General features: G+C 48.7%; 9 protein-coding genes. 1 reads left to right on the top strand and 8 read right to left on the bottom strand.

The genetic code is table 11. The features are described 5' to 3' along the window. Nucleotides 1-4: 4 nt before the first annotated feature. A complete protein-coding gene (locus tag FHS16_RS12585) occupies nucleotides 5-1,030 on the bottom strand; it encodes a carbohydrate-binding family 9-like protein (protein ID WP_183562518.1) in 1,026 nt (341 codons plus the stop codon). Between the two features lie 25 nt (nucleotides 1,031-1,055). Next, nucleotides 1,056-2,456: an alpha-L-fucosidase gene (locus FHS16_RS12580; protein ID WP_376769665.1), complete on the bottom strand. Its 1,401-nt coding sequence runs from the start codon at nucleotides 2,454-2,456 to the stop codon at nucleotides 1,056-1,058. Between the two features lie 131 nt (nucleotides 2,457-2,587). On the opposite strand from FHS16_RS12580, the gene FHS16_RS12575 reads away from it, so the two are divergent. Further along, nucleotides 2,588-4,882 (top strand): helix-turn-helix domain-containing protein, encoded by a 2,295-nt coding sequence (locus tag FHS16_RS12575; protein ID WP_183562516.1) that lies wholly within the window; start codon nucleotides 2,588-2,590, stop codon nucleotides 4,880-4,882. Between the two features lie 96 nt (nucleotides 4,883-4,978). Here the strand turns inward: FHS16_RS12575 and FHS16_RS12570 are convergent, their stop codons facing one another. The 6 genes from FHS16_RS12570 to FHS16_RS12545 form a co-directional block, all read right to left on the bottom strand. Then, nucleotides 4,979-6,592 (bottom strand): extracellular solute-binding protein, encoded by a 1,614-nt coding sequence (locus FHS16_RS12570; protein WP_183562514.1) that lies wholly within the window; start codon nucleotides 6,590-6,592, stop codon nucleotides 4,979-4,981. 40 nt (nucleotides 6,593-6,632) lie between these two features. After that, entirely contained in the window at nucleotides 6,633-7,541 is a 909-nt protein-coding gene (locus FHS16_RS12565) for a carbohydrate ABC transporter permease (protein ID WP_183562512.1), read from the bottom strand. Between the two features lie 18 nt (nucleotides 7,542-7,559). Next, nucleotides 7,560-8,489, bottom strand: coding sequence for an ABC transporter permease (locus tag FHS16_RS12560; RefSeq protein WP_183562721.1), 930 nt, complete (start codon nucleotides 8,487-8,489; stop codon nucleotides 7,560-7,562). 534 nt (nucleotides 8,490-9,023) lie between these two features. Continuing rightward, on the bottom strand, nucleotides 9,024-9,827 hold the full coding sequence (locus FHS16_RS12555) for a histidinol-phosphatase HisJ family protein (protein ID WP_183562510.1): 804 nt from the start codon (nucleotides 9,825-9,827) through the stop codon (nucleotides 9,024-9,026). Between the two features lie 18 nt (nucleotides 9,828-9,845). After that, entirely contained in the window at nucleotides 9,846-10,961 is a 1,116-nt protein-coding gene (locus FHS16_RS12550; RefSeq protein ID WP_246431726.1) for an ABC transporter ATP-binding protein, read from the bottom strand. Further along, nucleotides 10,958-11,788, bottom strand: coding sequence for a carbohydrate ABC transporter permease (locus tag FHS16_RS12545; protein ID WP_183562508.1), 831 nt, complete (start codon nucleotides 11,786-11,788; stop codon nucleotides 10,958-10,960). The genes FHS16_RS12550 and FHS16_RS12545 overlap by 4 nt, the downstream gene beginning before the upstream one ends. Nucleotides 11,789-11,796 lie beyond the last annotated feature (8 nt).

The following is an 11,796-nucleotide window of genomic DNA, read 5'->3' as shown; positions in this document are numbered from 1 at the left end:
GTGTTCACTCCTCCCATAGCTTTCCATCTTCTCTAATACAGAAGCGGGACTTCCCATTTGTTGACGGCGCGGAGATTTGAAATAGAGAGCTTGTCGTCTCGATAGAAGGCACAATGCTCCAATGCTCATCCTCCGCTATTAACGCTTGTAAGTGCTCTGTAAATGAGCCATGACAGGCGAAATAATTGCGTTCACGGTAATAGAGCTTGCGCAGCTCCCACTTGATTCGTTCATCCTGCGGCAGTTCGAACGAATCAGGCCCGTCCTCACCCGTGAATACGACATAGCCCCATAGCTCCGGATAATGCATGTTTACGAGGCCCATAGGAGACCAAACCCAATTATCCTCTGGGAAAGGCTTACCCGAATCCGGATTAATCACTTTCTTGTATTGACCGTCCTGCTCCTCTGCCTGCCATTCGACCCGCGAGAAATTCACGCGCCAGAACTGCCCTTCAGCCGGCTGCTTCGTATCCTTCGCGCATTCGCGCAGGCTGCTCCAAGGCATTGCCACCTCAATGCTCCACATGCGATTCGCCGCACCAGGCCGGTTCAACTCCCCGTCAATATGCACCGCCGTCCGAAGCCCGGTGATATCCCAGCCGTTCACCGGAGGCCCGCCATCGCGGTAAGGCTTTATGAGCAGCAGATCCCACACGGTATTCAGCGCGTTGATTTCGAACTCGTAGTAATGATGGGAATCACCATCCGGATCAATGAATATTTCAAAATCATTATCATAGAAAATAACCGAGTCGCGCTCCGTCAGCGTCGCCCATATTTGGTCCTCGATTAATTCCGCGCCGAAATAAAAATAGTCATCGTCCCATAGCATTTTTACACGTGTCTGCTTCGCTGGCCTTGGACGGATATCGCCTTCAATATCAACGAAATCCTCTGTCCACTCCGCCGTTGACCAGAACGGCTTATCGATACGGCCATCAAGAGTTAGCTTCTCCGCCGCTCTGCGGCAAATATAATGCTTGGGAGCATATTCAATCTTCGGCTCAGGCACTTGTCCTACATGCATGCAATCTCCTCCAACTCTCTATCTGCTAATTATGGGTTACAACCGCTCCTGATCCGCCATACATTTCCAGCTCTCCGTCCAGCTCCAGCTTGAGCACCGTCACCTGCTTATGGGTATCGTCAGCCGTCAAATGAATCCATGTGGTTCCAGGGATATTAAACCATGGAACCCCGCCATGCACCACATGCGTCAGCTCCTTGCCCGAATGGAGCACCGTAATTTTTTCAACCTTGTTGCATAGCCCTTTCAGGCATACATTCTCCTTCGGATCATCGTATACGAAGAGATAGAGCGTCTTTCTATCCTTAGCGATCGTACTGCCGCCCAAGTAATAACGAGTCATAATGCCTTCTTCCGTTCCGAATACCGCTTCCTCATGCGCTCGAATCCACTCGCCTAATCCGAGCAATATATCCTCTTGCCGTTTGTCGATCGTCCCATCTTCCTTGGGTCCGATGTCGAGCAGCATATTTCCGCCCAAGGTGATGCAGTCACAGAACATGCGGATCATCTGATTCAGCGATTTATAGTTGTTGTCATCCGGGACGTAGCCCCATGAGCCGTTAATCGTCGTGCAGAACTCCCATGGCCCTTCCGGCCGCGTAATCGGAATGCCTTGCTCCGGCGTTTTGTAATCTCCGTAACCTTGAAGCCGCGAGTTAATGATGATATCGGGGTTGAACGATTGGAGATATTGCTTGAATTCGGGCAGATTCCACTGCTTCGCACTGCGTTCCCAATCCCCATCGAACCAGAGCAGATCAACCTTCCCGTAGTTCGTTAGAATCTCCCGCAGCTGGTCGTTGTTGAACTGCAGAAACTTCTGCCATTTCGCTTCATCCTGAACGCCGTCCGCCGGACTTGAATAGGGATTCGCTTGGTTCAAGTCCTCCGGCGCATTTCCTCCTTCGAATACGCTCGGATAGTCGGCATGCGACCAGTCGATTAACGAATAATACATGCCCAGCCGGATGCCTCTTCCCGTTATTGCCTCCGCATATTCCTTAATCAGATCCCGCTTCGCCGGCGTCTTCTTCACAACGTTCAAGTCGCTGTATTCCGTATCCCACAGCGCTACGCCATCATGATGCTTCGTTGTAAGCACGGCGTAGCGAGCACCGGACTTCGCAATAAGATCGGCCCATTTCTCCGCATCGAAGCTGGAAGCCGTAAATCCGTCCAGCTGCTTCATGTAATCCTCGTATTTCATTTTCCCATTATAGAAGGACCATGACTCTGCAACTCCATCTACTGCATATATTCCGTAATGAATAAAAATGCCTAGCTTCGCTTCCTTAAACCACTCCTGCATCGCGCTCAGCTCCTTTTCCTTATATGACTCGGAATACATGCGTGATTGCTCTGGATCAGCATGCTTATTGCCCGGCATTTGAACCAACAAGCCGTTAGCGATACGCCCTCGCATTTATCTCCGTGATGTTAGGCATCAAGCCATTCATGCGGCAATCTCTCTTGCGGCTCTATGTCCAAATTGTAAATTTGTTGATATAGTAGGAAGCAATGAAATGGCTTAGTAGATAACAGGAGGCAGAATCGATGAACCGAAACTACTTCAAATCCAAACTGTTTATGAAATATATTTGGTCCTACTTGTTCATATTACTAATCCCTTTAATTCTAATGACCGTCTTCATCTATCAAAATGCAGTCACGAATCTACGCTCCGAAATCGAACAATCCCGTCTCGGCCAATTAACGCAAACCAAAGTAATCATAGACGGCAGAATGAAAGAGCTGGGAGAGATAGCATCCCGCATCAGCTATGACAAGAGGCTGACGCCCTTCCGGGTTCACGACTCCTACTACAGCGGCGAAGCGATCGAGGCGCTGGACCAATACAAAGCGACTAGCTCGATCATTGGCGAATTGTTCTTGTATTTCCACAAGGACGAGAAAATTTATTCCGCCAAAGGATTATCGGATTTCGACGTTTTCGCGAGCAGCTTCAACTTCAGCAACTGGAGCCAGGAAGCGGTAGTGCAGGACCTGAACGACGTTAAATTCCCAACGATGCGTCCAGCTGATACGGTCATTCGCAACGCCAACATGAAGGAGTCCATGCTCGCTTATCTCGTTCCGATTACACCGTACAGTCCGAATCCCCATGGGACGATCATGTACCTGATTAAGGAGTCCGAGCTCACAAGCTTAATCGATTCTGTACTCGGCAATTACCAAGGACTTACTTATATTCTAGATAACAAAGGGCAAATACTCGTAGACAACCGGCAGGGCGAAGCGCTTACGAATACAGAAGCGAAGTCGCTCTTTGGCCTTTCGTCCGGCATCCACGACAAAATACTTAACGGCAAGCCGCACTCCATCGTATCCGTGACGTCCGAGAACAACGGCTGGACTTATGTGACCGTCATGCCCAGCTCGCAATTTTTCAGCAGCGTCGTGCATGTTCGCAGCTTCATTGTTCTCTTATTCATCATTGTAGTGCTTGTCGGCGCCGCCATCGCGCTCGTGCTGGCCCGTATGCAATACCAGCCGATCTCTACGCTTGTTGAGTTCGCCAATTCCAAATCCAAGCCTAAGCTAGAGATAGACAAATCGGCAGGCAGCGGAAACGAGCTCGACCGGATCCGAACGGCGCTGCAGGAGTACAGCTCCCGCATCGATCTGCAAGAGCCGTATGCGCGCAACCATTTCCTCTCCATGCTCCTCAAATACGGCAATGCTCAAAGCCTTGCGCCTGAGCTGCAGGAAGCCTTTGACATTCACTTCGACCGCGGCAGCCACTTTGTCATGGTCATCGGCTGGAGCGAAATGGAGGATGAGCGTCAAGAACGGCAAGAGCTGATCGAACTGCTTGCCCAGATCGAATTTCCGGAGCTGGCTGCCCATGCCTACGGCGTAGAGCTTCCGCAGCTGGACCAAATCGCACTTATTATCAGCTTCAGCCATAGTCAAACGGAGCAGCCCTTCACAGCCGTTCGCCACATTGTTGAAGCTGTACGATGCATCATGCTGGAGACGTTTGACGTTACGCCTACCATTGCCGTCGGTACCTGTTATGCAAGCCCGAACCAATTGAACCAATCCTTTATCGAAGCCTGCTCCGCGTTCGAGCTGCGGGCAGCTAACGGTCACGGTACTGTTACGTACTTCGAGAACCTGCTGCATACGCCGGATCACACGTTCTGGATACCGAACAATACGCTTCTGAAACTTTCTCAAAGCCTGAAACTGGGAAGCTACGATGTCGCGGCGCAGATCATCAGTCCGTCTATCCGCAGCCTGCAAACATCCGAGCTGTCCGCATTGCTGAAGCGCTGCATTTGCTTTGATGTTCTCAATACGATGCTCAAAACCGCGTCTGAGCTTGGCATTCCGCATTTGACTCCCGACATGGCGCCAAATATGATTTACAGCCACTCGCTGGACGAGCTGGAGAACGGCCTGCTTCAGCTTGCCTCCCGCATTTGCAAGCAAGTAGAGCGCATCAACAAGAAGGAAGAGCAGTCGCAGATCGATAAGATCGTTTCCTACATTGACGACCGATACACGGACCATACGATTAGCCTCGAGTCGATTGCCTTCGAGTTCGCGATATCGCCGTCCCATGTCAGCCGGTCGTTCAAAGAAAAGATGGGCCTCAACTTCATCCAATACATTTGGCAAAAAAGAATGGATGAAGTGATGCGCCATTTGAAAACATCGAACGCTCCGCTGAAAGAAATCATTGTGCAGGTCGGTTACTTGGACACGCCAAACTTTATCAGGAAATTCAAGAAGGAAACGGGCTTTACCCCCGGCCAATACCGCAAGCTGTATGGAGAGAACAGCCAGACCCTTCCTGCATCCGAGCTCGATGACGATGAATAGGCAATAGAGCGATAGACAAACACCCGGTCACGGATAAGCATGACCGGGTGCTGCTCGTTTCCTGTTCCATGCACGGTTGGGCTTATCGCTTATAGCCTATCTGTCATATGCACTTTGATAAAGCTCGGCAATCCGGTCTCCGCCCATTTTTTTAATTTGTGCCAAGTAATTATCCCAATTCTCCAGTGACTCCTGTCCCGTTACAAACTTCGCTTCCATCTGCTTCACGTACGTGTTCAAATCCGATAACAAAGCGGATGCCTCGGTTTGCTCTTCATTCGTCAAATAAACGTTAGGGTACGGCGATTTGGCAATTGGCGTCAGCTTCTCTGCATTTTGTTTATCAATCCATAAATCGAACTCGCTGCGAAGTCCCAAAGCAAGCTCGCTCGAATTCATCCCTGGCGTCAGAATGCCGTAGTTCGGCGTAATTTTTCCACGGTACTCTTCGCGGTCGCCGCCGCCTGGAACCGGCAGCCATTCCTTCTCGTGCGTTGCTTTGTCCTTATATTTCCAAAGCAGATCCTCCGGACCTTGGTTGAACAATGTCGCTCCTTCATAGCTGTACAAATAATCTACCCAGCGCATCGTCGCCTCTGGAGCTGGATTGCTGCTCGTGATCGCGAAGGTGCCGTTCGCTGATATGCCTGGATGCTTGCCGTAAACCGGAGAACCCGCGACCTCGCTTTGTACAGGCGCCATTAACGGGTTGTCCTCGCTTGGCTCGCCGCCTAGCGTAAAGTAAGGGAAATAGTCATTGAACACGGCAACCTGATTGTTTTTGCCTTTTGCTTTCTTCTGCTCGTCCGTTTGCGAGAAAGTCTCATGGTCAAGCAGCTCTTCTTTCCACAAACGGTTCAAAAAGGTTAAGTAGCCCTTATAACCTTCTTCCTGCGGCGTATAATGAACCTTGCCATCCTTATCCGCATAGACGGCCTCATCGTAGATGCCCCAGAAGCCGAGGAAATACATCCGCAGATCATCCAGCTTAACGGAGGTAAGCGGAATTTCATCCTCTTTCCCGTTCCCGTTCGCATCTTCATCCTTCACTCGCTTAAGGTAGGCATAGAGCTCTTCCGTCGTCTTAGGCTCCGCTGCTCCAAGCGATTTCAAGAACTTGCCGTTGTACCACATCGGACCGCGGTACCATACGGCCGCTAAATCGATATTCGGCAGCGCGTAGATATGTCCGTCCGGCGTAGTGAACGACTTGCGGATATCGGGATGGTCGTCAAAAATCTTTTTGATATTTGGCGCATACCCTCCATCAATATATTTCTCAAGAGGAATAAGGACGCCTTGGGAGCCATATGTGACTTGCTCTGCCGGTTTAAGATCAGCTGCATAGAATATGTCTGGCAAATCGCCGCTGGCAAAAACCAGGTTTTTCTTGGTCGCGAAGCTGTCCAGCGGGGCATTCTGGAACTGCAGCTTAATGCCAGTCAGCTTCTCCATCTCTTGCAGCACGGGCATTTGGGTCCAATCCGCAACTCCGACGTCCTGAGACATCATCTTGAGCGTAATCGGCTCGCTAACAATCGGGAAGCCTTCCTTGCTGACTCCTTCTGCCTCGCTGGATGTCGATGTTTCGTTGCCGGCATTGCTGCCATTTGTTGACCCTTCATTGTTCGGCGAGCCGCAAGCAGTCAATACGGAGATGAGCAGCGTGACGCACAATAATAGCGATGATGCCTTATGTACCTTTTTCATCCAAAATCCCTCTCCCTTATCTAATCATTTATGAGCAAAATCAGCCCTTAACGGAGCCAATCATGACACCTTGCACAAAGTAGCGCTGAAGAAACGGATACACAGCGATGATCGGTGCCGTCGCTACGATAATAACGGAATATTTGACCAATGCGGCGATCTCGGCTTTGCTGTTAAGGGCCGAGGCTGTTGACGCGTCTATCGCGCCTCCGCCCTGTGCAGACATCTCCTGCAGGACAAGAATTTGACGGAGGACAAGCTGCAGCGGATATTTGGCGGCATCATTCAAGTAGATCAGAGCCGAGAAATAGCTGTTCCAGTTGCCAACGCCATAGAACAAAGCCATTACCGCAATAATCGGCATCGACAACGGCAGAATGATTTTCATAAACAGCCTTATATTGCTGCATCCGTCGATTTGCGCAGCTTCCTGCAGCTCCTTCGGGATCGAAGACTGGAAGAACGTACGGGCTACGATGATGTTCCATATGGAGGCTGCCGACGGAATGACGATCGCCCAGATCGTATTGACCATGCCGAGCTCCTTAATGAGCAAATAGCTTGGTACGAGGCCGCCGCCGAAGAACATGGTGACCATAAACATGCCCATAAAGAAGTTGCGTCCTGCAAAATCTTTGCGGCTTAGCGCATAGGCAGCCGGCAGCGTCACAAACAGGTTAATGGCCGTTCCCACTACCGTGTACAAAATCGTATTTCCATATCCTGTCCAAATACTCTTGTTTTGGAATACCCGCTCATACCCTTCGAATGTAATGCCTTTGGGCAGTAGCCACATTTCTCCTGAGCCGACCAGCTTGGGATCGCTTATTGAAGCGCTGATCATATAAACGACAGGGTAAGCTACAATAATAAACGCCAAGAGCACGTAAATATAGTTGAACGCGAGAAACAGTTTATCTTTGCCGGTTTCTTTCACAGCTGAAATCATCAGCCGCACCTCCTTCTTCTACCACAAGCTGTTTTCATTGGTACGCCTTACGATCTGATTCGCAACCACAAGGATAATGGCATTAATAACTGAATTGAATAAGCCAATTGCCGTGGAGAAGCTGTATTGTGCATCCACAAGTCCCGATCGATATACGAATGTCGAGATCACATCGGAGGCTTCCATGTTCAATGAATTTTGCAGCAATAAAATCTTTTCAAACCCTACTCCTAGCAGGCTTCCCATATTGAGGATCAATAAAATGGTCATCGTAGGGACAATTGTCGGAATGTTGATATGAATGACCCGCTGGAACCGAGAGGCCCCATCGATAATCGCTGCTTCATGCAAGCCAGGATCAACGCCTGACAGCGCTGCCAAATAAATGATCGTACCCCAGCCCGCACTTTGCCAAACGCCCGAGAGCACATACATCGTCTTGAACCACTTCGGGTCTGTCAAGAAATCGGGCGAGTCGAAGCCGAGCCATTCGATGACATTCGTAACCATCCCGGTTGAGGGAGATAGAAACGTAATGATCATGCCCGCCATTACCACGACCGAAATAAAATGCGGCGCGTATGTCACCGTCTGAGCGAGTTTTTTAAAGTAGCCGCCCTTCAATTCATTGAAAGCGAGTGCCAGAATAATCGGTATCGGAAAACCGACTGCAAGTTCATATAGGCTAATGCTCAATGTGTTCCATAACAAGTCCCAAAAGTAATAGGAATTAAAAAACCGGATAAAGTGATCGAACCCCACCCCTGGACTTCCCATGATCCCCTTTGTCGGGATAAAGTTTTTGAATGCGATTTGTATGCCGTACATCGGCCCGTAAGAGAATATGAGGAAGTAGAAAAATGCGGGTGCAATGAAGAGATACAGCTGCCAATTCTGAAGCGCTTGTCTCCATCGTCTAATTTTCGTTTTCCCGGGTTCCAATTGCATACTGCCTGTTGCGATCCTTTTCGCCTGCTGCACAGGGTTCACTCCTTTCGGTTTCGTTATGGCTGCGTGAGCTTCGTGATCCTCGTTCGGATATCCCCGTTGCTCTCGCTTACCCTTACAACGATAGCCTACAAATTAAAATATCGTAAATATGTCATTCTTTGATGCGCATGCAATCGCACACTATAATGAGAAAGCGGTTACTGCGCCGCAAGTTTGATTATTCAGACAATTTTAATAATGTGTCATTTTTGATCCAAAAACCCTTTGTTTATCGCGTCGCGCAAGTTTTACCAATCGTTTTGGGCAGGTGAAATACACCTAATTTTGAATACGGCTGGTAAAATCAAGAATGACATGTATGCGCTTTCAACTTTTTCTGCCTTTATCGGGTTCACAGCTTGGCAGGATAGTATAAGAAATAAATAAAAACGACTGTATTCATACAAAAATGCCTATCATGAATGTTGCATGGATCAAAAACGAGGCATATGCTGAGCTCAAGAACTCAGAATATGCCTCGTTTTTATAGGACTATATAGACACCAAATAAGGCGCTCTCCCCTTAAACTGCACAACCTCTCGAATGCCTTTGCCGTGCAGCAGCTCAATCGCTTCTTCAAAGCCTTGCTCGATATGCCCCACCTGATGTGCATCTGAACCGATCGATACGGCTCTGCCGCCTAAATCCACATACATATCAAGTATATACGAATGAGGATGAATCCAGCCTTGTCGATACAATCCGGTTGTATTCAGCTCCAGCACCTTTTGCTTCTCTATGATTAGCTTTAATATATCGTACAAAACAGGCTTGCATGCCGCGATATCCTCTTCGTGCACCGGAAATATCGTATATCTCACCACATAATCCAAATGGGCAACGATATCGTAATTGTCCATCTGGTCGACAGCCTCTCTTACATGTGTAAAATAATGCCTAAGCCTTTGCTGGATCGGCAAATCATGAAACGCCTTTTCTGAGAAATCCAGTCTCCCGTCATTATGCGCAGACAACAAAATGACGTCAAATACGTGCTGGGCCAAATAATCGTTTATGACATCCTTATAATCGCTTCGAAAGCCGACCTCAATGCCTTTTCGAATCTCTACGGCATAGCGCCTTGATAGCTCTTCCACTTCTTTATTGTAGCTCTCCCAGTCAATATCCACGTCTTGCTTGAAATATTTGCAATCATACTCCAAATGGTCTGTCGTCACGATAGCAGGCTTCCCCCGTGCAATTGCATATTGGACAATCTCTGCAAGCGTTGAGCTCGAGTCGGGCGAATAGGATGAATGTACATGCTGATCAATCAAAAAATTAGGTATTGTCATTCTATACTCCTTCTCATTCTATTGAAATTGCAACAGATTACGCCCTTCGTCCGTCATATCGAACAGGTGAAACTTATGCGGCCTTATGCCGACCGAGAGCGTTTCGTGCTCCTTTAACTGCTTCTCATTATCCGTCAGAAGACGAATCATCATGTCGGATTGCCCGGCGGGATCCGTCAGCTTGATTAATTGCCCGTTGCCGAGATGCTCGATAAGATCTATTTGCAGCTTAATCGCAGCTTCAGTCGGCTGCTCCGTAATGAACAAATCATGCGGACGTACGCCAAGCTTAACCTCTTTCCCCATATGCTGCTCCTCCAGCCTGCGCGACTGAGGTATTTCCAGCTCGAATAACATCGTCTTTATCCACTGTTGTTCGCCTCTCGTTTCAACGACTCCGTCAATCAGGTTCATAGGCGGATTCCCTAGAAAGCTGCCGACAAACAGATTTGAAGGATGATTGAAAAGCTCACTCGGAGGGGCGTATTGCTGAATTTTCCCGCCGTTCAGAATCGCTACGCGATCAGAGATTGCTAGAGCCTCCTCCTGGTCATGCGTAACAATAATCGTTGTGACTCCTAATTTGCGTTGGATTTTGCGGATTTCATCCCTTACATCAAGCTTTAATCGCGAGTCCAGATTGGACATCGGCTCATCCAGCAGCAGAATTTCCGGATCCTTGGACAACGCGCGCGCCATAGCGACACGCTGCTGCTGACCGCCTGACAGCTGTGATGGCTTGCGGTCAAGCAGGTGGTCGATTTGCAATATTTTGCTTGTTGCGTGTGCACGCTCGTATGCGTCCTTCTTAGCCATTTTTCTCTCGCGAAGCGGGAAAGCAATATTGTCGCGAACCGTCAAATGGGGATAAAGCGCATAGGACTGGAACACCATCCCGATATTCCGGTCCTTTGGTTCCACATGATTGACAAGCTTATCCTTGAAATAGATTTCACCGGACGTCGGCTTCAGCAGCCCCGCCAGCATCATGAGCGTTGTCGTCTTTCCACAGCCAGAAGGGCCTAGCAGCGCAACAAATTCACCCTTGGCAATTTCGAGATTCAAGCCGTCAACCGCCCGGCTTCCCATTTGCTTCCCATCATAGTCTTTTACGATATTTACAAGAGAAATCATACCTGCTTTGCCCCTCCCATATTGATCTTCAGGAATATTTTTTGAGTAAAGATATAGAACACGACTAGCGGAATCGTATAAAACAAACCAATTGCCGTAAGCAGCCCATAATTCAAAATGACATTTTCTTTCGTGACCAAACGAGACAGATAACCCGCCAGCGTCAGCATATTGTCATCGAATATAAACAGCTTGAACAGAAACCATTCGCCGTAGGCGCCTAAGAAGGAGAACACTGATATAGCGCCAATGCCCGGCAATACATAAGGAACGAGCACTTTCGTGAGCGCCCGAAATCTGGAGCAGCCGTCTACCATAGCCGCCCACTCCAAATCCCACGGCACCTCATCGAAGAAGCCTTTCATAATGTACACTCGGCCCGGCAATGAACCCGTTATGGCCACGAGAATAACACCTAAATACGTATTCACCAGATTCATTTGAACGAGGATGAAAAACGTTGCAATAATAAGCGTTATACCTGGAAAAGAGCGCATAAGAAACAGGAACTTCATGGATGCCAGCTTGCCTTTGAAATCCAGCCTCGAGAATGCATATGCAGCTGGTACAGCTATTCCGATTTCAATCACTACGATAAGAACCGAATAGACTAATGTATTTAGAACAATGGGCCAAATCGCCGGCAGAACAACACCCGCATACTCGATAGGCTCTTTCACAAAGGTAAAGTTCTCGAGTGTAAATTGCCCCGTCGTGCCATTGAAGGTTGCTGCGATAACGTACCAGATAATCATGCCAATGATAGGCATCGTAAAGAGCAGCATATACGTGTGCACGAGCAGTTTTTTTGCGATACTTGTCGACATAACGGCCT

This window comes from Paenibacillus endophyticus (assembly GCF_014192395.1).
In the GTDB taxonomy this organism is placed as follows: Bacteria; Bacillota; Bacilli; order Paenibacillales; family Paenibacillaceae; genus Pristimantibacillus; species Pristimantibacillus endophyticus.
Note: the sequence above shows the minus strand (reverse complement) of the source record. Positions and strands in the feature narration are given on the sequence as shown.

Bases quoted from the DNA above. Each gene is read 5' to 3' on its own strand.
- FHS16_RS12570 (WP_183562514.1), bottom strand. From the start codon at position 6,592: ATGAAAAAGGTACATAAGGCATCATCGCTATTATTGTGCGTCACGCTG.
- FHS16_RS12575 (WP_183562516.1), top strand. From the start codon at position 2,588: ATGAACCGAAACTACTTCAAATCCAAACTGTTTATGAAATATATTTGG.
- FHS16_RS12560 (WP_183562721.1), bottom strand. From the start codon at position 8,489: ATGCAATTGGAACCCGGGAAAACGAAAATTAGACGATGGAGACAAGCG.
- FHS16_RS12550 (WP_246431726.1), bottom strand. From the start codon at position 10,961: ATGATTTCTCTTGTAAATATCGTAAAAGACTATGATGGGAAGCAAATG.
- FHS16_RS12565 (WP_183562512.1), bottom strand. From the start codon at position 7,541: ATGATTTCAGCTGTGAAAGAAACCGGCAAAGATAAACTGTTTCTCGCG.
- FHS16_RS12545 (WP_183562508.1), bottom strand. From the start codon at position 11,788: ATGTCGACAAGTATCGCAAAAAAACTGCTCGTGCACACGTATATGCTG.
- FHS16_RS12585 (WP_183562518.1), bottom strand. From the start codon at position 1,030: ATGCATGTAGGACAAGTGCCTGAGCCGAAGATTGAATATGCTCCCAAG.
- FHS16_RS12555 (WP_183562510.1), bottom strand. From the start codon at position 9,827: ATGACAATACCTAATTTTTTGATTGATCAGCATGTACATTCATCCTAT.
- FHS16_RS12580 (WP_376769665.1), bottom strand. From the start codon at position 2,456: ATGCGAGGGCGTATCGCTAACGGCTTGTTGGTTCAAATGCCGGGCAAT.